General features: G+C 53.5%; 26 protein-coding genes and 1 other annotated feature. Of the genes, 17 read left to right on the plus strand and 9 right to left on the minus strand.

The genetic code is table 11. The features are described from left to right. Positions 1-45 precede the first annotated feature (45 nt). From tcyP to hxpB, 4 genes are all read right to left on the minus strand, one after another. The gene (gene tcyP / locus DD606_RS16070; RefSeq protein WP_129258866.1) at positions 46-1437 is read right to left on the minus strand and encodes a cystine/sulfocysteine:cation symporter; all 1392 of its coding nucleotides are present in this window, start codon (positions 1435-1437) and stop codon (positions 46-48) included. Positions 1438-1564: 127 nt separating this feature from the next. Continuing rightward, complete coding sequence (locus DD606_RS16075) at positions 1565-2155, minus strand: metal-dependent hydrolase (protein WP_015570742.1); 591 nt, start codon at positions 2153-2155, stop codon at positions 1565-1567. 95 nt (positions 2156-2250) lie between these two features. Further along, on the minus strand, positions 2251-3012 hold the full coding sequence (kduD, locus tag DD606_RS16080; protein ID WP_032658160.1) for a 2-dehydro-3-deoxy-D-gluconate 5-dehydrogenase KduD: 762 nt from the start codon (positions 3010-3012) through the stop codon (positions 2251-2253). Between the two features lie 128 nt (positions 3013-3140). Continuing rightward, positions 3141-3812 (minus strand): hexitol phosphatase HxpB, encoded by a 672-nt coding sequence (gene hxpB, locus DD606_RS16085; RefSeq protein ID WP_032658162.1) that lies wholly within the window; start codon positions 3810-3812, stop codon positions 3141-3143. A 140-nt stretch (positions 3813-3952) separates the two neighbouring features. Here hxpB and DD606_RS16090 point away from each other — a divergent pair, with 140 nt between their 5' ends. Then, positions 3953-4489 (plus strand): YniB family protein, encoded by a 537-nt coding sequence (locus DD606_RS16090; RefSeq protein WP_045350504.1) that lies wholly within the window; start codon positions 3953-3955, stop codon positions 4487-4489. A 36-nt stretch (positions 4490-4525) separates the two neighbouring features. Here DD606_RS16090 and DD606_RS16095 read toward each other — a convergent pair whose 3' ends face one another. The 3 genes from DD606_RS16095 to pfkB all read right to left on the minus strand — a co-directional run bounded on the left by DD606_RS16095 (position 4526) and on the right by pfkB (position 6806). After that, positions 4526-5386, minus strand: a complete 861-nt coding sequence (locus DD606_RS16095; protein ID WP_022650899.1) for a fructosamine kinase family protein — start codon at positions 5384-5386, stop codon at positions 4526-4528. A 105-nt stretch (positions 5387-5491) separates the two neighbouring features. Then, entirely contained in the window at positions 5492-5782 is a 291-nt protein-coding gene (ghoS, locus tag DD606_RS16100; protein ID WP_003857822.1) for a type V toxin-antitoxin system endoribonuclease antitoxin GhoS, read from the minus strand. A 91-nt stretch (positions 5783-5873) separates the two neighbouring features. Further along, complete coding sequence (pfkB, locus tag DD606_RS16105; RefSeq protein WP_032609031.1) at positions 5874-6806, minus strand: 6-phosphofructokinase II; 933 nt, start codon at positions 6804-6806, stop codon at positions 5874-5876. 296 nt (positions 6807-7102) lie between these two features. On the opposite strand from pfkB, the gene DD606_RS16110 reads away from it, so the two are divergent. Next, a complete protein-coding gene (locus DD606_RS16110; RefSeq protein WP_026080717.1) occupies positions 7103-7861 on the plus strand; it encodes a YdiY family protein in 759 nt (252 codons plus the stop codon). Between the two features lie 276 nt (positions 7862-8137). Then, positions 8138-8368, plus strand: coding sequence for a hypothetical protein (locus tag DD606_RS16115; protein ID WP_003857817.1), 231 nt, complete (start codon positions 8138-8140; stop codon positions 8366-8368). A 149-nt stretch (positions 8369-8517) separates the two neighbouring features. Here DD606_RS16115 and yniD read toward each other — a convergent pair whose 3' ends face one another. After that, a complete protein-coding gene (yniD, locus tag DD606_RS16120; RefSeq protein WP_003857815.1) occupies positions 8518-8625 on the minus strand; it encodes a small membrane protein YniD in 108 nt (35 codons plus the stop codon). Positions 8626-8723: 98 nt separating this feature from the next. Next, the gene (gene yncL / locus DD606_RS16125; RefSeq protein WP_071785204.1) at positions 8724-8816 is read right to left on the minus strand and encodes a stress response membrane protein YncL; all 93 of its coding nucleotides are present in this window, start codon (positions 8814-8816) and stop codon (positions 8724-8726) included. Positions 8817-9140: 324 nt separating this feature from the next. On the opposite strand from yncL, the gene thrS reads away from it, so the two are divergent. The 14 genes from thrS to selO all read left to right on the plus strand — a co-directional run bounded on the left by thrS (position 9141) and on the right by selO (position 21784). Continuing rightward, positions 9141-11069: a threonine--tRNA ligase gene (gene thrS / locus DD606_RS16130; protein ID WP_003857814.1), complete on the plus strand. Its 1929-nt coding sequence runs from the start codon at positions 9141-9143 to the stop codon at positions 11067-11069. Between the two features lie 3 nt (positions 11070-11072). Continuing rightward, positions 11073-11615 (plus strand): translation initiation factor IF-3, encoded by a 543-nt coding sequence (gene infC, locus DD606_RS16135; RefSeq protein WP_023616141.1) that lies wholly within the window; start codon positions 11073-11075, stop codon positions 11613-11615. Between the two features lie 97 nt (positions 11616-11712). Beyond that, positions 11713-11910 carry a 50S ribosomal protein L35 gene (rpmI, locus tag DD606_RS16140; protein WP_001124225.1) on the plus strand — a complete coding sequence of 66 codons (198 nt, stop codon included), beginning with the start codon at positions 11713-11715 and terminating at the stop codon, positions 11908-11910. Between the two features lie 50 nt (positions 11911-11960). Next, on the plus strand, positions 11961-12317 hold the full coding sequence (gene rplT / locus DD606_RS16145) for a 50S ribosomal protein L20 (RefSeq protein WP_000124850.1): 357 nt from the start codon (positions 11961-11963) through the stop codon (positions 12315-12317). Between the two features lie 117 nt (positions 12318-12434). Then, positions 12435-12559, plus strand: a sequence feature (Phe leader region). Continuing rightward, positions 12440-12484, plus strand: a complete 45-nt coding sequence (pheM, locus tag DD606_RS25990) for a pheST operon leader peptide PheM (protein WP_001386830.1) — start codon at positions 12440-12442, stop codon at positions 12482-12484. (Overlaps the previous feature by 45 nt.) Before the next feature lie 62 nt (positions 12560-12621). Next, complete coding sequence (pheS, locus tag DD606_RS16155; protein ID WP_003857809.1) at positions 12622-13605, plus strand: phenylalanine--tRNA ligase subunit alpha; 984 nt, start codon at positions 12622-12624, stop codon at positions 13603-13605. Between the two features lie 15 nt (positions 13606-13620). Beyond that, positions 13621-16008, plus strand: a complete 2388-nt coding sequence (pheT, locus tag DD606_RS16160; RefSeq protein WP_129258868.1) for a phenylalanine--tRNA ligase subunit beta — start codon at positions 13621-13623, stop codon at positions 16006-16008. 4 nt (positions 16009-16012) lie between these two features. Next, positions 16013-16312 carry an integration host factor subunit alpha gene (gene ihfA, locus DD606_RS16165; protein WP_003857805.1) on the plus strand — a complete coding sequence of 100 codons (300 nt, stop codon included), beginning with the start codon at positions 16013-16015 and terminating at the stop codon, positions 16310-16312. A 103-nt stretch (positions 16313-16415) separates the two neighbouring features. Then, positions 16416-17396, plus strand: coding sequence for a vitamin B12 ABC transporter permease BtuC (btuC, locus tag DD606_RS16170; RefSeq protein WP_022650904.1), 981 nt, complete (start codon positions 16416-16418; stop codon positions 17394-17396). A 33-nt stretch (positions 17397-17429) separates the two neighbouring features. Next, a complete protein-coding gene (locus DD606_RS16175) occupies positions 17430-17981 on the plus strand; it encodes a glutathione peroxidase (RefSeq protein ID WP_045346439.1) in 552 nt (183 codons plus the stop codon). After that, positions 17981-18736 (plus strand): vitamin B12 ABC transporter ATP-binding protein BtuD, encoded by a 756-nt coding sequence (gene btuD, locus DD606_RS16180; RefSeq protein ID WP_129258870.1) that lies wholly within the window; start codon positions 17981-17983, stop codon positions 18734-18736. Before DD606_RS16175 ends, btuD begins: the two co-directional genes overlap by 1 nt. Positions 18737-18808: 72 nt before the next feature. Further along, positions 18809-19273 carry an NlpC/P60 family protein gene (locus DD606_RS16185; protein ID WP_003857796.1) on the plus strand — a complete coding sequence of 155 codons (465 nt, stop codon included), beginning with the start codon at positions 18809-18811 and terminating at the stop codon, positions 19271-19273. Between the two features lie 293 nt (positions 19274-19566). Further along, the gene (locus DD606_RS16190) at positions 19567-20280 is read left to right on the plus strand and encodes an EAL domain-containing protein (RefSeq protein WP_003857794.1); all 714 of its coding nucleotides are present in this window, start codon (positions 19567-19569) and stop codon (positions 20278-20280) included. A 61-nt stretch (positions 20281-20341) separates the two neighbouring features. Next, positions 20342-21784, plus strand: coding sequence for a protein adenylyltransferase SelO (gene selO / locus DD606_RS16195; protein ID WP_003857792.1), 1443 nt, complete (start codon positions 20342-20344; stop codon positions 21782-21784). Positions 21785-21857 lie beyond the last annotated feature (73 nt).

The raw sequence follows: 21857 nt of genomic DNA on the forward strand, positions 1-21857 counted from the left end.
CCATAAAAAAACCGCCCTCAGGCGGTTTTTTTATTTCGGCCGTGATTAACGATGGGCCAGTTCCGCATCTTCTTCACTGTCGAGAATTGTTTTGTCGGTCTGCTTCAGCCACTGGCTGGTCAGGGTACCGGCGGTCATTGAGCCACTCACGTTCAGGGCGGTACGACCCATGTCGATCAGCGGTTCAACAGAGATCAGCAGGGCAACCAGCGTCACCGGCAGTCCAAGCGCAGGCAGAACGATCAGCGCAGCGAAGGTCGCGCCGCCGCCCACGCCCGCAACACCGGCGGAGCTAATGGTCACGATACCGACCAGCGTCGCAATCCAGACCGGATCCAGCGGATTAATCCCCACTGTTGGGGCAACCATTACGGCCAGCATCGCCGGGTAGAGACCCGCACAGCCGTTCTGCCCGATGGTGGCGCCAAAGGAGGCCGAGAAGCTGGCGATAGACTCCGGTACGCCCAGACGACGGGTCTGTGCTTCGACGTTCAGCGGGATAGATGCCGCGCTGGAACGGCTGGTGAAGGCGAAGGTCAGCACCGGCCAGACTTTGCGGAAATATTTCAGCGGGCTAACGCCGTTCACGCCCAGCAGGATACCGTGCACCACAAACATAATGCCCAGCCCCAGATAAGAGGCGATCACAAAGCTGCCAAGCTTAATGATGTCTTGCAGGTTAGAACCTGCAACGACTTTGGTCATCAGCGCCAGGACACCGTACGGCGTCAGTTGCATGACCAGACGCACCAGCTTCATCACCCAGCTTTGCAGGGTATCGATGGCCGTCAGAACGCGCTCGCCTTTCGGCGCATCGTTATTCAGCAGCTTCAGCGCAGCCACGCCCAGGAATGCCGCGAAGATCACCACGCTGATAATGGAGGTTGGGCTTGCGCCGGTCAGGTCAGCAAACGGGTTCTTCGGAATGAAGGAGAGCACCATCTGCGGAACGGTCAGATCGGCCACTTTACCCACGTAGTTGGTCTCAATCGCCGTCAGATGCGCGGTTTCAGCGCTACCCTGCACCAGACCTTCAGCAGTCAGGCCAAACAGATTGGTTACCAGCACACCCACCAGCGCCGCAATCAGCGTGGTGAAGAGCAGGGTACCAATGGTCAGGAAGCTGATTTTACCCAGTTGAGAGGCATTGTGCAGGCGAGCTACGGCGCTCAGAATAGAGGCGAATACCAGCGGCATAACGATCATTTGCAGCAGCTGTACATAGCCGTTACCGACAATGTTGAACCACTGAATGGAGTCTTTCAGTACCGGGCTGTCGGAGCCGTAAATAGCGTGTAAGGCCAGGCCAAACACCACGCCCATGACCAGACCGACCAGTACCTTTTTCGCCAGGCTCCACTGTTTGTGGCGAGCCTGGGCGAGAAGCAATAGCAATACGACGAACACAACAATGTTCGCGATGAGTGGAAAATTCATCCCCGTTCTCCTGATTTATTATACGGTCGGTTTTTACCGAACCTGTTGGCGCAAGGTTATCAGAAGTGTGATGTCACGCTTATATCCATATGGAATGGTTTATGACAAAAGTGATTATATTGTCGGTTTAATGTTCAATCTGGTGATTAATAAAACGATTGAACTGAAATTGCAGCGAGTTGATCATCTGCGATGACCAGCGCACTGCACCATTTTCGGGCAATGTCTGCGGCATCCAGACGGCATACGCAAACAGCGCCATGCACAGAACGCGCTCCAGCTGGTTGCCTTTTTGCGGCACGAGGATTGGCAGGCGGAAACGCCAGCGGCAGGGCCAGAGCAGCGGTACGCCCGCTGGCGTCAGCATATCGGCGAGGATATGGCTTAAGTAGCCAAGCACCATGCCCTGAATGGCATCCGCCGGGACGATCCAGCTCTCCGGAACCTTTAAATAGAAGAGTGTAAGCAGGCCAAATACGGCCAGCAGGCTGTGGGTAAACCCGCGATGACCAAAGGCTCTGGCGATGGGCTTTGAAATCCACTTTAGCCGCTGGCCAAGGAATGACTTTGGATGATCTATGTCCGGCAGCAGGCAGGTAAGTACGGCGGAAGGGACAATATGCCACCAGTCCCCCTGTGCCAGCACAGGGGTCAGTTCAGCGTTTTTGGCAAACACTGCACAGGCAAGTGAAAAAAGCAGGTGGCCTTCCGCCGTCATGATAAAACCCGGTAAACTGTCGATTCATACAGTATAGGGTTTTTATACAGTGTGTGAAAGAGGTGACGGTGTAACTCTTTGTCACAAACGCGCGGTTAGCGCGCCAGCCAGCCACCGTCTACGGCGAGAGTATGACCGTTAACGTAATCAGATGCTCTTGAAGCCAGAAACACCACCGGACCCTGTAAATCCTCCGGGAGACCCCAGCGGCCCGCCGGAATCCGGTCGAGGATCGCCTGGCTGCGCTGCTCATCATCCCGAAGTTGCCGGGTGTTATTTGTCACCATATAACCCGGCGCAATAGCATTCACATTAATGCCCAGCGTTGCCCATTCGTTCGCCAGCAGGCGGGTGAGGCCCAGCACGCCGCTTTTGGACGCCGTATAGGAGGGCACCCGGATGCCGCCCTGGAAGGAGAGCATGGAAGCAATGTTAATGATCTTGCCGCCCTGACCCTGCGCGATAAACTGTTTCGCCACTGCCTGAGAGAGGAAAAAGACTGATTTCAGATTGAGATCGATGACCTCGTCCCAGTCCTTCTCACTAAATTCCAGCGCATCGGCACGGCGGATGGTGCCGGCATTGTTAACCAGAATATCGATGCGGCCCATCTCAGCGACTGCGGTATCCACCACGCTCTGAATACTCTCCTGCTTGCCAAGATCGGCGCGAATCGCGATAAAGCGTCGTCCCAGCGCCGTAACGCGCGCTGCCGTTTCGTCAGGAACCTTGCGGTTAACCCCCACGATATCGCATCCTGCTTCGGCGAGGGCAATGGCCATGCCTTGCCCCAGACCGGTATCGCACCCGGTCACCATCGCCACTTTTCCTGCCAGAGTAAAAGCATCCAGTATCATACGCGCCTCAGAAGTCAGGTTATTGTCATTCTGCACGTAAGAATAGGAGTCTGGAATGAGAAAAGCAAATAAAGTAAAACGTTGTTTTGATTTTGCGGGGCAGGCAGCCGAAGCTGCCTGAAAGAGCGTTACTCCCCACGCAGATGGCGGGCAGTCAATTCTTCAAGAGACGTCAGCCTGACATCCGCCAGGGCAAAACGGGGATCGTGTCGGCCTTCTTCAGCCGGCACAACGATGGAGCGCATACGTGCGGCTTTGGACGCCACCATGCCGTTAACCGAATCTTCCAGCGCCACACAGGTAAGCGGATCCAGCCCCAGTTTCGCGGCGCAGTCCATATACACCTGCGGATGTGGCTTGCTGTACGGAAGCTTTTCGGCCGAGGCCAGCGCGTCGAAGCTGTCGCGCAGCCCGAACATCGTCAGCACTTTTTCCAGCATATGCAGCGGTGAGGCGGAGGCCAGCCCCACTTTCAGCCCTTGCGCCTTGCACAGGGCGATAGCGTCGCGTACGCCCGGTAACAGAGGCTTATACTCTTCTACGAGGGAGATGGCGCGGTTGATAATGCGCGCCGTAACTTCGTCGCGATCCGGGCCAACCCATGGCTGGTGGGCATACCAAAGGTCAACCACCATATCGATGCGCAGCCCCAGGGTATCGGGAAGCTCGTTACGACGACTGATATCGACGCCGAGGCTGGCCATCACGTCCAGTTCAGCCCGATCCCACAGGGGTTCGGAATCAATCAGCAATCCATCCATGTCAAAAATAGCGGCAAGTATCTTGCGCGGTGTCGACATTACAACATCTCCTTATCTTGGGGTAAGACGAACGGTGCTAAGCACAAGCAATTTAGCATATTGCATGCAAAGAGCGGGCGAAATTGACCGACAGCAGGTAGACTTAGGCACAAATAACGCGTCTTTATGAAGAGGAACTAATGACGTATCAACAAGCTGGACGCATCGCGGTCTTAAAACGTGTTGCTGGTTGGGTTATTTTTATTCCCGCCCTGATTTCAACGCTGATCTCCGTACTCAAATTTATGTACGATCACAGCGAAAAACAGCCGGGCATCAATGCCGTTATGCTTGATTTTGCCCACGTCATGATTGAGATGATGCGGTTTAACACCCCGTTCCTGAACGTCTTCTGGTTCAACTCCCCCACGCCGGATTTTCACCACCAGCTGAATGTCGTTTTCTGGATAATCTATGCGTTGATATTTATCGCGATGGCGTTGCAGGCCTCCGGCGCGCGCATGAGTCGCCAGACCCGCTTTTTACGCGAAGGGGTGGAAGATCAGCTGATACTTGAGAAGGCGAAAGGCCCTGACGGGATGAGCCGCGAGCAGATCGAATCGCGCATTGTCGTTCCGCGTCATACCATTTTTGTGCAGTTTTTCCCGCTCTACATCCTGCCGGTCATCATCATTGTGGCCGGGTATTTCTTCTTTACGCTGCTTGGCTTCCTGTAAATCCTAAGGGAAGGGGCGTGATGCTGCCCCTTCCCGCTATGCCGCCAGAATACGGTCCAGCGCCCGCTGGGCATTTACCAGATGACTCCCGCCAAACAAAATAGCCCGGTTTAGCAAGGTGTACAGCTGATAAACCGGCTGACGATCAAGGAAACCCGCAGGTAACGGCGAGACAGACTGATAGCCATCATAAATTTGCGGCGGCTGTTCAGGGTGCAACGGCAGCATCGCGAGGTCACACTCTCTGTCGCCCCAGTAGCAGGCCGGGTCATATATATAGGGACCATCAGGCCCAAGCGCGCAGTTGTTTGACCATAAATCACCGTGCAGAAGGGAAGCCTGAGGCTGATGCGAAGCCAGACGCTGCTGAATATGTTCAACAATCGCGTCGATGTTGCCGAACGCTAATCCCTTTTCAGCGGCCAGCTCCAGCTGCCAGCCGATGCGCTGTTCGGCGAAAAAAGTCGACCAGCGGCGCTGCCATGCGTTTGGCTGTGGGGTGGTGGAGAGGTCGTTATCGAAATCGAGCCCAAACTGAGGTTGATCGCTCCACTGGTGCAAACGGGCGATCTGTTGCCCGAGAATAAAGGCGTTATGCGCATCCAGAGGACGCGCGGGAAGATAGTTCATCACCAGAAAGCTATAGTCACGATCGCTGCCGACGGCTAAAACCTGCGGAACGGTGACTGTTTTACTGCGCGATAACAGCTCAAGCTGATCGGCTTCGGCAGTAAAAATGGGGAGCAATTCGCGCTCATCACATTTAACGAAAAGATCGCGCCCGGCGTAACGTAAATGCCATGCGGCATGGATCTCTCCGCCTGGCAGTTCGTTACGCAGTTCAATTTCACCTTCACCCAGCTGCTCACTTAAAAGATGACTGATAGCCTGCCACATGATGTCTCTCCCATGTTGTCTGCCAGATCATAAAGTTAGCGCAAAACGGCTATAAAAAAACAGGAACTAACGCACAACTGAGCGGTTTAATTTTATACAGGGCACTTATTGTTCTTTTTTATGCCAGTTTTCCCAGCTATCCACATCAATTTCCGTGGCTTTGTCAGTCACGCTTTCCACCAGGCTACTGGCCAGCGCCTTCACCTCTTCCTGACTCAGCGGGCTTATCAGGCCAAATGCCAGTGAGCCGAGATCGTGAATATTGCCCTCATCGTCCGTCAGCGTAAGCAGAAAATTGGCGCGCGTGAACGCGTTGTTGAGTTCATTCAGTTCGGTCAGCGACGCTTCATGAATATTCACGGTTACGACGTAGCGGGTGATATCACCACTGCTCATAATTCACCTCGTTGTTATCCTGAAAGTTTTCTTAGCATAGTCGATAAGCCCTGTTTAGCGACTTCCCCTTCCATGGGAAGGGGAAGCAGGTTCAGCTTCTCTCGAGGTAATCGACAATTTTCTGGGTATCCGCAAGCGAACACAGACGCGTTCCCTGATTGATGGTGGCTGCACTCCCTGCCGCGACGCCATAGCGTGCCATCTCCAGAAGCGAAGCGCCCTGCGCCAGCTTCAGCACCATCGCGCCAACCATACTGTCACCGGCACCCACGGTGCTCTGGCTTTTCATCGGCGGTGGCACAACCTGCACAAAGCCCGTCTTGTCGACGGCCAGCGCACCCTGAGGACCGAGAGAAACAACAACGCGATGTGCTTTGCCCGTACGTACCAGCTCTTCTGCGGCAGTACGAACGTCATCAGGCTGGCTGAGTTCTCGATTAACCAGGGCACTGAGCTCTTTCTGGTTAGGTTTAACGAGTTCAAGTTGTCCGGGTTCTAACGCCGCCTTCAGGGCTTCGCCCGAGCTATCGACAATGCAGCGGATGCCGCGCTGGAGCGCAGCCTGAACCAGCGCCGTCAGTTTCTCTGTTTTGACGCCCGGCGGCAGGCTACCGCTGATCACCAGTAATGAGCCGCTTTCAATGGTCAGCACTTTCTCTTCCAGTTGACGAAACTCATCATCGGTCAATATCGCCCCCGGCATCACAAAGCGATATTGCTCGCCGCTGGATTCAACATGGACATGCAGATTCTGCCGGGTCCAGTCTTTAGCGTCGACGGTGTCTACGGCCACCTGTTCATCTGCCAGCAACGCCACCAGATGTTCTCCCGTGGCGCCGCCAGCGGGGAAGATGGCGGTGGCTTTTCCGCCGAGATGGGTAATAGCGCGCGCCACGTTGATGCCGCCGCCGCCCGGTTCAAACACCGGCGCGCTACAGCGCAGCTTACCTTCCGGGTAGATTTGCGGCGTCATGGTCGCGGAGTCGAGGGAAGGGGAGAGTGTCAGCGTATAAATCGAAGCCATCATGACCTCCTTTTATCATGGGTTCTTTTAAGCCTGGCACCGTTTGGCAGGAAGGCAACGTAAATAACAGTATGATTTTAAATATGAATGCTGACAAATAAGCTGCGCCGGGCATATAAAATAAAACGCGTTTTGGGATCGTTCTTATTCAAAAAATGAAAGAAGAAAATATTGCTATGTTATTTGCGGCTTTTTATAATTTGTTACCTTTCTATGGTCGCCTTGTCATTGATCCGCAAGAAAGTTTCCGAGACCGTGACGGTCTCTTTTTATGTTGTACGGACTCCTTAAATAAAATGAAGCTTTTGAAGACAGTACCCGCAGCACTGATGCTGGCGGGTGGCGTATTTGCGTCACTGAATGCAACCGCCGATGATACCGTTTTTACTGTCATGGACGATCCCTCCACTGCCAAAAAACCCTTTGAAGGTAACGTGAATGCCGGGTATCTGGCGCAATCCGGTAATACGAAAAGCTCCTCCCTGACCGCAGACAGCACCCTGACCTGGTACGGCAACACCACGGCCTGGTCGCTGTGGGGAAATGCCAGCAACACCTCTGCTAACGATCAACGCTCATCGGAGAAATACGCGGTAGGCGGACGTAGCCGATACAACATGACCGATTATGACTACCTGTTCGGGCAGGCGAGTTGGCTGACTGACCGCTACAACGGCTATCGCCAGCGTGATGTCGTAACTGCGGGTTATGGTCGTCAGTTCCTCAATGGGCCGGTGCACAGCCTGCGTTTTGAATTCGGTCCGGGTGTCCGTTACGACGAGTACACCAACGGCGAAGATGAAACCCAGCCGCTGGGTTATGCATCGGGCACCTACGCATGGCAGATGACGGATAACGCAAAATTCACCCAGGGTGTGTCGGTGTTTGGCGCTGAAGATACAACGCTGAACTCTGAAAGTGCGTTGAACGTGGCCATCAACGAACACTTTGGACTCAAGGTGGCGTACAACGTAACCTGGAACTCATCCCCACCTGATTCTGCGCCGGAACATACCGATCGCCGAACCACGATTTCTTTAGGTTATAAAATGTAATTTCGTCGGGCCGGGAATAATCCCGGCCCGTTTTTTATTTTCTGAAACTGTGCTTATTTATATTAAACGGCGTTTTAAAATAAATAATGGATTTGGTTTCTTCTTCATAATTTCTCCATAATTAGCTGGCCAGAGCTTATTCAGTTTATTTGACACGAATTGATAAATAATTTGACTAGGCAAAAATGTGATCCAGATCTACACTTACGGCACAGGCGAAAAACTCGCCTCAGGCCTATCGCATTAAACGCATTAAATAAGTATGAGAATAAAATTATGAAAAAAATCAAAACCGCTACAGCAGCGATGGTGCTTTCCGCACTTTCATTTGGCGTATTTGCTGCTGATAATACGCAACCTGCCAATGACGTTAACAGCCCAATCGGGATCGCTAAAGCCTCTGATGTAGAAGCAGGCTCCAACATTGCCCCTGGCACTCAGTCTACCGGCCAGTCAATGAATGATGCATTTGATGTACATAAGCTGGTGGCGGGTGAGTGGTCCTGATATTTCAACTGCCACGTGTGACGGAATATATACGCTGCCACAGCCTGTCGAAAACCGGATTATGACGTACCGGTTTTGGACCATAAATTATCGTAAAGATAGTTAAGATTTATTCAGTAAATTCACGGCAGGTTTTCGCTGACAAAATATTAGCCCCAGATCATAGCGGCCCAGCGCAGCAGCAACATCGCGCCGCAAATAGCAATTAACACCACGACCATTTTCCAGTGCTTCACGGCAAATCTTTTTGTTGGCATAACCTAATCCTTGTCAGTTGATACCCTTAGTCTACCAAAGTCTGCGCCAGAAAACGCTCAACAAGGGAGAACAGGTTATGCCGGAACACCGGTTCGGCTTAAAACCAATGGAATCTGTCAGCCAGAATCAATACCAGGCCAGCAGCGGAAAGTAGATTTAATATCACAACGGTTCTACTCGATACGTTCATGTGATACCCCTTCGATGTTTAAGGACCAGATCAAGAATAGCTCAGCACTTTCGGATTGCGAGCACCCGTCAACAAAAGTTCATTAATGCAGACAACAGGATGTGCGGTTCAAAACGGTCGCAGGAAGGTGCATTCGCCCTATCAATAGTGTTACCATTACGTCGCCTGTCGTAAACCCGCATTATTCTGAAATCGGCCGGTGAATGATGACGAACCAATTTGACGATTGTTGGTCAGATGGTTTCGTAATCTACTGTTTAATCACGATTATTTTCTTTGTATATGCTCTTATGTGTGGGGCATCACTGCAAATAAGGATATAAAATGCCTGTAATTACTCTTCCTGATGGCAGCCAACGCCATTTCGACCACGCTGTTAGCCCAATGGATGTTGCCCTGGATATCGGTCCTGGACTTGCAAAAGCAACCATTGCAGGCCGCGTAAACGGCGAGCTGGTAGACGCGTCCGATCTGATTGAAAGCGATGCAACGCTTGCGATCATCACCGCGAAAGACGAAGAAGGTCTGGAGATCATTCGTCACTCCTGCGCGCACCTGTTAGGCCATGCTATCAAGCAGCTGTGGCCAAACACCAAAATGGCGATCGGCCCGGTTATCGACAACGGTTTCTACTACGACGTTGACCTTGACCACACCCTGACCCAGGAAGATATCGACGCGCTCGAAAAACGTATGCACGAGCTCGCCGAAACTAACTATGACGTCATTAAGAAGAAAGTCAGCTGGCACGAAGCGCGTGAAACCTTCGTGAAGCGCGGCGAGAGCTACAAAGTCTCGATTCTTGATGAAAACATCGCTCATGATGACAAGCCAGGCTTGTACCATCACCAGGAATACGTCGACATGTGCCGTGGTCCGCACGTGCCGAATATGCGCTTCTGTCATCACTTCAAACTGATGAAAATCGCAGGCGCTTACTGGCGTGGCGATAGCAACAACAAGATGTTGCAGCGTATCTATGGTACCGCGTGGGCCGATAAGAAAGCCCTGAACGCATACCTGCAACGCCTGGAAGAGGCGGCTAAGCGTGACCACCGTAAAATCGGTAAGCAGCTTGACCTGTATCATATGCAGGAAGAAGCGCCGGGGATGGTGTTCTGGCATAACGACGGCTGGACTATCTTCCGTGAACTGGAAACGTTCGTGCGCTCCAAGCTGAAAGAGTACCAGTATCAGGAAGTGAAGGGCCCGTTCATGATGGACCGTGTGCTGTGGGAAAAAACCGGCCACTGGGACAACTACAAAGATGCGATGTTCACCACTTCGTCTGAGAACCGTGAATACTGCATCAAGCCAATGAACTGCCCGGGCCACGTTCAGATCTTCAACCAGGGTCTGAAATCCTACCGCGATCTGCCGCTGCGTATGGCGGAGTTCGGTAGCTGCCACCGTAACGAGCCATCAGGTGCGCTGCACGGTCTGATGCGTGTTCGTGGCTTTACTCAGGATGATGCGCATATCTTCTGTACTGAAGATCAGGTCCGTGAAGAAGTTAACGCCTGTATTCGTATGGTCTACGATATGTACAGCACCTTTGGCTTCGAGAAGATCGTGGTCAAACTCTCAACGCGTCCGGAAAAACGTATCGGCAGCGATGAGACATGGGATCGCGCAGAGGCGGATCTCGCCGTAGCGCTGGAAGAGAACGGTATTCCGTTCGAATACCAGCTGGGCGAGGGCGCATTCTACGGTCCGAAAATTGAATTTACCCTGTATGACTGCCTCGATCGCGCATGGCAGTGCGGAACGGTACAGCTGGACTTCTCCCTGCCGCAGCGTTTAAGCGCCTCTTATGTTGGCGAAGACAACGAGCGTCAGGTGCCGGTTATGATTCACCGTGCGATTCTCGGTTCACTGGAGCGCTTCATCGGCATCCTGACCGAAGAGTTCGCAGGCTTCTTCCCAACCTGGCTTGCGCCAGTGCAGGTCGTGGTGATGAACATTACCGATTCTCAGGCGGATTACGTTAAAGAATTGACGCAGAAACTACAAAATGCGGGCATTCGCGTAAAAGCAGACTTGAGAAATGAGAAGATTGGCTTTAAAATCCGCGAGCACACTTTACGTCGTGTCCCGTATATGTTGGTCTGTGGTGATAAAGAGGTGGAAGCAGGCAAAGTTGCCGTTCGCACCCGCCGTGGTAAAGACCTGGGGAGCCTGGACGTAAGTGAAGTGATTGAGAAGCTGCAACAAGAGATTCGCAGCCGCAGTCTTCAACAACTGGAGGAATAAGGTATTAAAGGCGGAAAACGAGTTCAAACGGCACGTCCGAATCGTATCAATGGCGAGATTCGCGCCCAGGAAGTTCGCTTAACAGGTCTGGAAGGCGAGCAGCTGGGGATTGTGAGTCTGAGAGAAGCGATCGAAAAGGCTGAAGAAGCTGGAGTAGATTTAGTTGAAATCAGCCCTAACGCCGAACCGCCAGTTTGTCGTATCATGGACTACGGCAAGTTCCTTTATGAAAAGAGTAAGTCTTCTAAGGAACAGAAGAAGAAGCAAAAAGTTATCCAGGTTAAGGAAATCAAATTCCGTCCTGGTACCGACGATGGCGATTATCAGGTAAAACTCCGCAGCCTGATTCGCTTTCTGGAAGATGGCGATAAGGCCAAGATCACGCTGCGTTTCCGCGGTCGTGAGATGGCCCACCAACAGATTGGTATGGAAGTGCTTAACCGCGTCCGTGACGATCTGAGTGAACTGGCAGTAGTCGAATCCTTCCCTACGAAGATCGAAGGCCGCCAGATGATCATGGTGCTCGCTCCTAAGAAGAAACAGTAAGGCCTTCAAGCAGCAAAATCTGTGGAGCCTTCGGGTTTCATAGGTTTTGTTCGCCTATGTTTCGTTTATTTAACAATGCGAAGTGGAAGTTATTAAAATGCCAAAAATTAAGACCGTACGCGGTGCTGCTAAGCGCTTCAAAAAAACCGGTAAAGGTGGTTTTAAGCACAAGCACGCTAACCTGCGTCACATTCTGACTAAGAAAGCTACCAAGCGTAAACGTCACCTGCGTCCAAAAGCCATGGTTTCTAAAGGCGATCTGGGCCTGGTCATCGCGTGCCTGCCGTACGCATAAGTCGTTAACGTTTAACTTTTTTAACTTAGAATAGATACAGGAGAGCACACATGGCTCGCGTAAAACGTGGTGTAATTGCACGTGCACGTCACAAGAAAATTTTGAAACAAGCTAAAGGCTACTACGGTGCGCGTTCACGCGTATACCGCGTTGCCTTCCAGGCTGTTATCAAAGCAGGTCAGTACGCTTACCGTGACCGTCGTCAGCGTAAGCGTCAGTTCCGTCAACTGTGGATTGCGCGTATCAACGCAGCAGCACGTCAGAACGGTATTTCTTACAGCAAATTCATCAACGGCCTGAAAAAAGCCTCTGTTGAAATCGACCGTAAGATCCTGGCTGACATCGCAGTATTCGACAAAGTAGCGTTCACCGCTCTGGTCGAAAAAGCGAAAGCAGCACTGGCATAAGCCAGTTGAGAGAGGGGGCTTTGCCTCCTCTTTTCATTTAACACCATCAGAAGATTGACATTTATCCGTGCAGGCTTTTCAATAAGGTCTTAACGGTTTTTACCCTACAAGGTAACGCAAGCATGAATGCTGCTATTTTCCGCTTCTTCTTTTACTTTAGCACCTGACTTCAGGAGGCTAGCGCGTGAAAGATGAAACGAAAAACAGCGCCAGATAAGCCTCCCGATGGAGGCTTTTTTTGTGCCTGAAGTTAAGAGAATACGTCCAACAATTCGGTGTCTGCACCGACATAATGAGGAAAACCATGTCACATCTCGCAGAGCTGGTTGCCAGTGCAACGGCCGCCATTAACCAGGCCTCAGATGTTGCCGCGTTAGACAATGTCCGCGTCGAATATCTGGGCAAGAAAGGGCATTTGACCCTTCAGATGACTACCCTGCGTGAACTGCCAGCAGAGGAGCGCCCGGCAGCCGGTGCAGTGATTAACGAAGCCAAAGAGCAGGTACAGCAGGCGCTGAACGCGCGTAAAGCCGAGCTGGAAAGCGCAGTACTGAATGCGCGTCTGGCGGCAGAAACGATTGACGTTTCTCTGCCGGGTCGTCGTATCGAAAACGGCGGTCTGCATCCGGTTACCCGTACTATCGATCGTATTGAAAGTTTCTTCGGTGAGCTCGGCTTTACCGTGGCGACTGGCCCGGAAATTGAAGATGATTACCATAACTTCGATGCCCTCAACATTCCTGGCCATCATCCGGCACGTGCTGACCACGACACTTTCTGGTTTGACGCTACCCGTCTGCTGCGTACCCAGACTTCCGGCGTTCAGATCCGTACCATGAAGGAACAGGAACCGCCTATCCGCATCATCGCGCCGGGTCGCGTATACCGTAACGACTACGATCAGACCCACACCCCAATGTTCCACCAGATGGAAGGTCTGATTGTTGATAAAAACATCAGCTTCACCAACCTGAAAGGCACGCTGCACGATTTCCTGAACAACTTTTTTGAGGAAGATTTGCAGGTTCGCTTCCGTCCGTCCTACTTCCCGTTCACCGAACCGTCTGCGGAAGTTGACGTGATGGGTAAAAACGGTAAATGGCTGGAAGTGCTGGGCTGCGGCATGGTGCATCCAAACGTGCTGCGCAACGTGGGTATCGATCCAGAAGTGTATTCCGGCTTTGCGTTCGGTATGGGCATGGAGCGTCTGACCATGCTGCGCTACGGCGTAACCGATTTACGTGCGTTCTTCGAAAACGATCTGCGTTTCCTCAAACAGTTTAAATAAGGGCAGGACAGAACAATGAAATTCAGTGAACTGTGGTTACGCGAATGGGTGAACACCACGCTGGACAGCGACGCGCTTTCCAACCAGATCACCATGGCGGGTCTGGAAGTTGACGGTGTAGAGCCGGTTTCTGGCGCCTTCACCGGCGTGGTCGTGGGCGAAGTGGTTGAATGCGGTCAGCACCCTAACGCTGACAAACTGCGCGTAACAAAAGTCAATGTGGGCGGTGATCGTCTGCTGGATATTGTCTGCGGTGCGCCAAACTGCCGTCAGGGCCTGAAAGTGGCCGTGGCGACCGTCGGTGCGGTACTGCCGGGCGATTTCAAAATCAAAGCGGCTAAGCTGCGCGGTGAGCCGTCTGAAGGTATGCTGTGCTCCTTCTCCGAACTGGGTATTTCCGACGATCACTCCGGCATTATTGAACTGCCGCAGGATGCGCCAGTCGGTACCGATATCCGCGAATACCTGAAGCTTGATGACAACACCATCGAAATCAGCGTAACGCCAAACCGTGCCGACTGCTTAGGCATCATCGGTGTGGCCCGCGACGTGGCCGTGCTAAACCAGACCGAACTGAACGTGCCGGAGATCGCGCCGGTTGAGGCAACCATCAGTGACGTGCTGCCGATTCAGGTAGACGCGCCTGAGGCCTGCCCACGCTACCTCGGTCGTGTGGTGAAAGGTATTAACGTTAAAGCGCCAACCCCGCTGTGGATGAAAGAGAAACTGCGTCGCTGCGGTATCCGTTCTATCGACGCCGTGGTTGACGTCACCAACTATGTTCTGCTGGAGCTGGGCCAGCCAATGCACGCCTTTGATAAAGATCGTATCGAAGGTGGGATCGTCGTGCGCATGGCGAAAGAGGGCGAAACCCTGGTTCTGCTGGACGGCAGCGAAGCGAAACTGAACCCCGACACCCTGGTGATTGCCGATCACAACAAAGCGCTGGCGATGGGCGGTATCTTCGGCGGCGAGCACTCTGGCGTTAACGACGAGACGCAAAACGTCCTGCTGGAATGCGCGTTCTTCAGCCCGCTCTCCATCACTGGCCGCGCACGCCGTCACGGTCTGCACACTGATGCTTCTCATCGCTACGAGCGTGGCGTGGATCCTGCGCTGCAATACAAAGCGATGGAGCGTGCAACTCGCCTGCTGATCGATATCTGCGGCGGTGAAGCGGGTCCGGTAATTGATGTGACCAACGAAGCGACACTGCCGAAGCGTGCGACCATTACCCTGCGCCGCAGCAAGCTGGATCGCCTGATTGGTCACCACGTTGCCGATGCGCAGGTGACCGACATTTTGACGCGTCTGGGCTGCGAAGTCACTGAAGGTCAGGACGAGTGGAAAGCCGTTGCGCCATCCTGGCGTTTCGACATGGAGATCGAAGAAGATCTGGTGGAAGAAGTGGCCCGCGTTTACGGCTACAACAACATCCCTGACGAGCCGGTGCAGGCGGGTCTGGTGATGGGCAGCCATCGCGAGGCCGATCTGTCTCTGAAGCGTGTGAAAACCATGCTGAACGACAAAGGCTACCAGGAAGTGATCACCTACAGCTTCGTTGATCCTAAGCTGCAACAGCTGATCCACCCGGGTCAGGAAGCGCTGATCCTGCCAAGTCCGATTTCCAGCGAGATGTCAGCGATGCGTCTGTCCCTGTGGACGGGACTGCTGGGCACTATCGTTTATAACCAGAACCGTCAGCAAAACCGCGTGCGTATTTTCGAAAGCGGTTTGCGCTTTGTACCGGATACTCAGGCGAATTTAGGCATCCGTCAGGATCTCATGCTGGCCGGCGCCATCAGCGGTAACCGCTATGAAGAGCATTGGGACCTGGCAAAAGGGACAGTTGATTTCTACGATATGAAGGGCGATCTGGAAGCAATTCTCGATCTGACCGGTAAATTATCCGAAATTGAATTCCGCGCAGAAGCGATTCCAGCCCTGCATCCGGGTCAGAGTGCGGCGATCTATTTAGACGGCAAACGTGTTGGTTTCATTGGGGTTGTTCACCCGGAACTGGAACGTAAGCTGGATCTGAATGGCCGTACCATCGTATTCGAACTGGAGTGGAACCCGGTTGCAGACCGCGTCATTCCTCAGGCGCAGGACGTCTCACGCTTCCCGGCAAACCGCCGTGATATCGCGGTTGTGGTCGCTGAAAATATGCCCGCAGCAGATATTTTGGCCGAATGTAAGAAAGTTGGCGTAAATCAGGTAGTTGGCGTAAACTTATTTGACGTGTACCGCGGCAAGGGCGTAGCAGAAGGTTTCAAGAGCCTCGCTATTAGCCTTATCCTTCAGGATACCAGCCGTACACTCGAAGAAGAGGAGATTGCCGCTACCGTCGCCAAATGTGTAGAGGCATTAAAAGAGCGATTCCAGGCATCATTGAGGGATTGAACCTATGGCGCTTACAAAAGCTGAAATGTCAGAATATCTGTTTGATAAGCTTGGGCTTAGCAAACGGGATGCCAAAGAGCTGGTAGAGCTGTTTTTCGAAGAGATCCGTCGTGCTCTGGAAAATGGTGAGCAGGTTAAACTCTCCGGCTTTGGCAATTTTGATTTGCGAGACAAAAACCAACGTCCGGGCCGTAACCCGAAGACGGGGGAAGATATTCCCATTACAGCCCGCCGCGTGGTGACCTTCAGACCCGGACAGAAGTTAAAAAGCCGTGTCGAAAACGCAACGCCCAAAGCAGAGTAATATGAACTAACTAAAAAGGCCGCTCACGCGGCCTTTTTTCTTTGCGCTATTTGCTAAACCCGCCGTAAAATCAATGATATCTCAACCGGATAACCTATCGTCTATGCTTGATTTTGCCCGACTTCAGCACCGCTCCGATCTCCGCCGCCTGTGTCTGCTCGGGGTGCTGTTGATTGTCGCCACCACCGTCAGCCTGTGCGCGGGCGATCGGTGGCTGGGGCCGGAAAGCTGGTTTACGCCTGAAGGGCAGCTCTTTGTCTGGCAGATCCGCCTGCCGCGGACGCTGGCTGTCCTTTTAGTCGGCGCTGCGCTGGCGCTGTGCGGTACGATCATGCAGGCATTATTTGAAAACCCTCTGGCAGAACCCGGGCTTCTCGGGGTCTCGAATGGTGCAGGCGTCGGGCTTATCGCCGCCGTGATGCTGGGGGGAGGCGAGCTCTCCGCCTGGGGGATTAGCCTCAGCGCCATCCTAGGCGCGCTGTTGATAACCCTTATCCTTCTGCGCTTTGCTCGTCGCCATTTATCCACCAGCCGGCTGCTGCTTGCCGGGGTAGCGTTGGGGATCATCTGTAGTGCGCTGATGACCTGGGCCGTCTACTTCTCCACCTCCTTCGATCTGCGCCAGTTAATGTACTGGATGATGGGGGGATTTGGTGGCGTCGACTGGCGTCAGGGGTGGCTGATGGTGCTCCTGATCCCGGTTATCCTGTGGATGGTTTTCCAGGCGCAGCCGCTGAATATTCTCGCGCTGGGCGAAACGTCTGCTCGCCAGCTCGGGATGCCGATTGGATTCTGGCGCAACGTGCTGGTTATCGCCATCGGCTGGATGGTGGGCGTAAGCGTGGCGCTGGCGGGGGCGATTGGCTTTATTGGGCTGGTGATCCCGCATATGCTGCGTCTGTGCGGCATGACGGACCACCGAACCCTGCTCCCGGCCTCGGCGGTTGCCGGGGCGGCAACGCTGCTGGTTGCCGATATCATCGCCCGACTCGCCCTGACGGCCGCTGAGTTGCCCATAGGCGTGGTGACCGCAACGCTGGGCGCGCCGGTCTTTATCTGGCTACTATTAAAAGCTGGACGTTAAAACACAACCTGTAAGTCAACCTGAGGGAATGCTATGCAGTCTGATATTCTGAATACCGAAGTGACGACCATTGACGGCGAGAAAACCACGCTGGAAGGCTACAAGGGCAAGGTGCTGCTCATCGTGAACGTGGCGTCGAAATGTGGCCTTACGCCGCAGTATGAACAGCTGGAAAACATTCATCAAGCCTGGGAAAAAGACGGCTTTACCGTACTCGGCTTCCCGTGCAACCAGTTCCTGGGCCAGGAGCCGGGCAGCGAAGAGGAAATTAAGACCTTTTGCAGCACAACCTATGGCGTGACGTTCCCGATGTTCAGCAAAATTGACGTGAACGGGGAAAATCGTCATCCGCTGTATGCCAAACTGGTGGCCGCGGCGCCGACCGCCGTTGCGCCTGAAGAGAGTGGTTTCTATGAGCGTATGGCGAGTAAAGGCCGCGCGCCGCTCTATCCGGACGATATTCTGTGGAACTTCGAAAAATTCCTGATTGGACGTGACGGTCAGGTCGTGCAGCGTTTTTCGCCTGACATGACGCCGGAAGATCCTATCGTGATGGAATCAATCAAGCTGGCGCTGGCGAAATAATGACGCTGCTGATGCAGCTCACGGACGTTGCCGGGAAGGGACGTCTTGAGCCTGTGACTGCCGCAGTCAACGCAGGTGAAATCCTTCACCTGGTTGGGCCAAACGGCGCCGGAAAAAGCACGCTGCTGGCTCGCATGGCGGGGCTGACCACCGGGGAAGGAGAGATAACCTTTCTCGGGCAATCGCTCGTCGACTGGCTACCCGCTACACTTGCCTCCCGTCGAAGCTACCTGGTTCAGCAGCAGGTTCCGCCCTTTGCGATGCCCGTCTGGCACTACCTGACGCTGCATCTGTCTGATAAAAATCAGGTGGGCTTGCTCAACGAGGTTGCTGCGGCGCTCGGGTTAGACGATAAGCTCACCCGGCAGGCAAATCAGCTTTCCGGCGGGGAGTGGCAGCGCGTGCGTCTGGCCGCCGTTATCCTTCAGATCCATCCGGCGGGAAATCCTCACGGGCGGATGCTGCTGCTGGACGAGCCGATGAGCGGGCTGGACGTTGCCCAACAGGCAGCGCTGGATACCCTGCTCAGCGCGCTATGTCGCAAGGGGATCGCCATTTTGATGAGCAGCCATGATTTAAACCATACGTTGCGCCACGCGCATCGGGTGTGGTTGCTGGCGCGTGGCAAACTGATTGCCAGCGGAACGCGCGACAACGTGCTGACGGCCGCCAATCTTGCGAGCGCTTACCACATGTCGTTCCGGAGGCTGGATATTGAAGGCCACAAGATGCTCATTTCCACGGCGCAGGAATAACCTTTCTTGCACAGTCGCATAGATGCACGCTAAATTACCGAAAGAACAAAAAAAGCAGAGGATTCGTCTGAAATGCGATTCTGGTTTCTCCTTGTTGCGGCGCTATTTCTTGCAGGATGCAGCAGCCATCATGCACCTCCGCCCAACCCACGGCTTTCCGATTCCATTACGGTCATTGCCAGCCTGAACGATCAGCTCAGCAACTGGCGCGGCACCCCTTATCGCTACGGCGGCATGAGCCGGGGCGGGGTGGATTGCTCAGGATTCGTGCTGATGACCTTCCGCGATAAATTTGACCTCCAGCTTCCGCGAGAAACGCGTATGCAGGCGAAAATCGGTACTGAAATTGATAAAGACGAACTCCTGCCCGGCGATCTGGTCTTTTTTAAAACGGGCTCCGGTGAAAGCGGCCTTCATGTCGGCATTTATGACACCGATAATCAGTTCATTCATGCCTCGACCAGCCGTGGCGTGATGCGCTCCTCTCTGGATAATGTTTACTGGCGTAAAAACTTCTGGCAGGCCAGACGTATTTAACCGCTGCATAAAAATGCAGTGCGGAGGGCCTGGCGGTGAAAATAGACGTCAGGCTTTTCTTGCGGGTTGATTAAAGTTAATTTTTTTGCCCAATTATTTATGTCCGCATGTGCCTGTTTTATCTAAAACTGGCTATTATTCAATAACCAGGATAAAATTAATTAAGATTCAGGGAAAAATCTGAAAATTAATACGGAAAGAATGAAATTAATCTTATTAAAATCAAGACAGTGGAATTGTGCCTGCAATTGCTCCAGGATGTTCTCTCTCATCTTTAATGCAGGACAAGCGCGATGATTATTACGCTAGATAATGCTTACCAGTCTGAACTTTTACTCCTTCCGGCGCGTGATAGTGCAGGTTTGCTTAAAGGTTTAGAGATTTTGGTTAACTTTACTGGCGTGGGTGCGGACGTACGGATCCCGACTGAACTGGTTATCCCCCATCTTTCTCAGGAAGATGAATTAGCGCTGTTTCAGGAGAAACTACAATTACTCGATACCTGTAAGCTATTTTTTATTCAGCATCAGTTAATTGCATGGATCAATATTACACCTGCAATTGTTGAGTTTTTATTAACTAATGAGAACGCTGTTTCAATCCTTGAACGATATCCGTTTCTTGAGTTTACTGTTAATGAGAACTATCCAGGTTTAAATAACGGGAAAGACGATCCCTGTCTGGCAAGAATGGCGATCCATTTCCCCTTAGTGCTGGCTAACTTCGGTGCAGGGGCTGCGTCCCTTAAGCCGGTTTATGATGGTCTGTTCAAACGGGTGGTTCTGGATAAAAACTTTATCCAGCAGCGTGTCTCGGCACTCTCGTTTGAGCCTTTTATGCGCGCTATTCTCTGGCAGATCGCGCCGCACTGTCAGTCGGTCATGGTCTCGGGAATTGACGATCACGGCATCTTACAACGCGTGCTGCCATTCAATTTTGGTGCAATGCAGGGAAGCCTGTGGCCTGCCGTCCCGGCAGAGCGGGTCACGACTCTCGTACAGCAATAACCCCTTTCTTCGCCCGTGTTTACGTCCAGGGAAACCCTCTACACTTAAAGCAGGAGGACTTATGACCCTGTCTTTTACTGCTCACTGGCACGATGAATTACCCGGCTTTTACACCGCGCTTAAGCCAACGCCTTTACAAAACGCGCGTCTTATCTGGCATAACGATGCATTAGCGGATTCGCTTGGCATCCCTTCGACGCTTTTTCAGCCAGAAAAAGGCGCCGGCGTCTGGGGCGGCGAAACGCTGCTTCCGGGCATGAAGCCGCTGGCTCAGGTCTACAGCGGACATCAGTTTGGCGTCTGGGCGGGACAGCTCGGCGATGGCCGCGGTATCCTGCTGGGTGAACAAGTTCTGCCGAATGGCGAAACGCTCGACTGGCACCTGAAAGGGGCAGGGCTAACCCCATACTCACGCATGGGAGATGGCCGCGCGGTGCTGCGTTCAACCATACGTGAAGGTCTGGCTTCCGAGGCGATGCACGCTCTGGGGATCCCTACCTCACGTGCGCTGTCCATTGTCACCAGCGACACGCCGGTGGCCCGCGAAACGATGGAGCAGGGAGCGATGCTGGTCCGCGTGGCGGAAAGCCATCTGCGTTTCGGTCATTTTGAACACTTCTACTATCGCCGCGAGCCGGATAAAGTCCGCCAGCTTGCCGATTACGCTCTTCGTCGTCACTGGCCGCACCTGCAAAACGAGCCGGACCGCTATGTTCTCTGGTTCCGTGATATTGTTGCGCGCACCGCCGCAATGATTGCCCGCTGGCAGGCCGTCGGCTTTGCCCACGGGGTGATGAACACCGACAACATGTCCCTGTTAGGGCTGACGTTTGACTACGGTCCGTACGGCTTCCTTGATGACTATCAGCCGGGTTACATCTGTAACCATTCGGACTATCAGGGGCGTTACCGTTTCGACAACCAGCCTGCGGTGGGGCTGTGGAACCTTCAGCGGCTTGCACAAAGCCTGTCGCCGTTTATCGACGTTGATGCCCTGAACGATGCGCTGGACAGCTATCAGGAGGTCCTGCTGCGGGAATACGGTGTGTTAATGCGCACCAGGCTGGGGCTGATGACGCAGGAAAAAGGCGATAACGCGCTGCTGAATGGGCTGTTTGCCATCATGGCGCGTGAAGGCAGCGACTATACCCGAACCTTCCGTATGCTGAGTCAGACAGCGCAGCAGAGCGCCGCGTCACCGCTGCGCGACGAGTTCGTCGATCGACAGGCGTTTGATGACTGGTTTGCCGCTTACCGGGCGCGTTTACAGCAGGAACAAATTGATGACGATACCCGCCAGGCGCGGATGAAGGCGGTTAACCCGGCGATGGTATTGCGCAACTGGCTGGCGCAGCGGGCCATTGAGCAGGCAGAGCAGGGGGACTATACCGAGCTGCATCGGCTACATATCGCCCTGCGCACGCCGTTTGCCGACCGGGAGGATGACTATGTCAGCCGCCCGCCGGACTGGGGCAAGCGGCTGGAAGTGAGCTGCTCAAGCTAAGGGGCGAGAAAAACCTGCGGCGCGGCGTGCGCCGGATGTCTGCCGACGTGCACCTGCGCACCGTACCAGCGTG

Origin of the sequence: Enterobacter cloacae complex sp. GF14B, from assembly GCF_004136805.1 — a bacterium.
Lineage (GTDB): Bacteria > Pseudomonadota > Gammaproteobacteria > Enterobacterales > Enterobacteriaceae > Enterobacter > Enterobacter hormaechei_C.

Coding starts and splice junctions, on each gene's coding strand:
- tcyP (WP_129258866.1), bottom strand. CDS start 1,437: ATGAATTTTCCACTCATCGCGAACATTGTTGTGTTCGTCGTATTGCTA.
- DD606_RS16075 (WP_015570742.1), bottom strand. CDS start 2,155: ATGACGGCGGAAGGCCACCTGCTTTTTTCACTTGCCTGTGCAGTGTTT.
- kduD (WP_032658160.1), bottom strand. CDS start 3,012: ATGATACTGGATGCTTTTACTCTGGCAGGAAAAGTGGCGATGGTGACC.
- hxpB (WP_032658162.1), bottom strand. CDS start 3,812: ATGTCGACACCGCGCAAGATACTTGCCGCTATTTTTGACATGGATGGA.
- DD606_RS16090 (WP_045350504.1), top strand. CDS start 3,953: ATGACGTATCAACAAGCTGGACGCATCGCGGTCTTAAAACGTGTTGCT.
- DD606_RS16095 (WP_022650899.1), bottom strand. CDS start 5,386: ATGTGGCAGGCTATCAGTCATCTTTTAAGTGAGCAGCTGGGTGAAGGT.
- ghoS (WP_003857822.1), bottom strand. CDS start 5,782: ATGAGCAGTGGTGATATCACCCGCTACGTCGTAACCGTGAATATTCAT.
- pfkB (WP_032609031.1), bottom strand. CDS start 6,806: ATGGCTTCGATTTATACGCTGACACTCTCCCCTTCCCTCGACTCCGCG.
- DD606_RS16110 (WP_026080717.1), top strand. CDS start 7,103: ATGAAGCTTTTGAAGACAGTACCCGCAGCACTGATGCTGGCGGGTGGC.
- DD606_RS16115 (WP_003857817.1), top strand. CDS start 8,138: ATGAAAAAAATCAAAACCGCTACAGCAGCGATGGTGCTTTCCGCACTT.
- yniD (WP_003857815.1), bottom strand. CDS start 8,625: ATGCCAACAAAAAGATTTGCCGTGAAGCACTGGAAAATGGTCGTGGTG.
- yncL (WP_071785204.1), bottom strand. CDS start 8,816: ATGAACGTATCGAGTAGAACCGTTGTGATATTAAATCTACTTTCCGCT.
- thrS (WP_003857814.1), top strand. CDS start 9,141: ATGCCTGTAATTACTCTTCCTGATGGCAGCCAACGCCATTTCGACCAC.
- rpmI (WP_001124225.1), top strand. CDS start 11,713: ATGCCAAAAATTAAGACCGTACGCGGTGCTGCTAAGCGCTTCAAAAAA.
- rplT (WP_000124850.1), top strand. CDS start 11,961: ATGGCTCGCGTAAAACGTGGTGTAATTGCACGTGCACGTCACAAGAAA.
- pheS (WP_003857809.1), top strand. CDS start 12,622: ATGTCACATCTCGCAGAGCTGGTTGCCAGTGCAACGGCCGCCATTAAC.
- pheT (WP_129258868.1), top strand. CDS start 13,621: ATGAAATTCAGTGAACTGTGGTTACGCGAATGGGTGAACACCACGCTG.
- ihfA (WP_003857805.1), top strand. CDS start 16,013: ATGGCGCTTACAAAAGCTGAAATGTCAGAATATCTGTTTGATAAGCTT.
- btuC (WP_022650904.1), top strand. CDS start 16,416: ATGCTTGATTTTGCCCGACTTCAGCACCGCTCCGATCTCCGCCGCCTG.
- DD606_RS16175 (WP_045346439.1), top strand. CDS start 17,430: ATGCAGTCTGATATTCTGAATACCGAAGTGACGACCATTGACGGCGAG.
- btuD (WP_129258870.1), top strand. CDS start 17,981: ATGACGCTGCTGATGCAGCTCACGGACGTTGCCGGGAAGGGACGTCTT.
- DD606_RS16185 (WP_003857796.1), top strand. CDS start 18,809: ATGCGATTCTGGTTTCTCCTTGTTGCGGCGCTATTTCTTGCAGGATGC.
- DD606_RS16190 (WP_003857794.1), top strand. CDS start 19,567: ATGATTATTACGCTAGATAATGCTTACCAGTCTGAACTTTTACTCCTT.
- selO (WP_003857792.1), top strand. CDS start 20,342: ATGACCCTGTCTTTTACTGCTCACTGGCACGATGAATTACCCGGCTTT.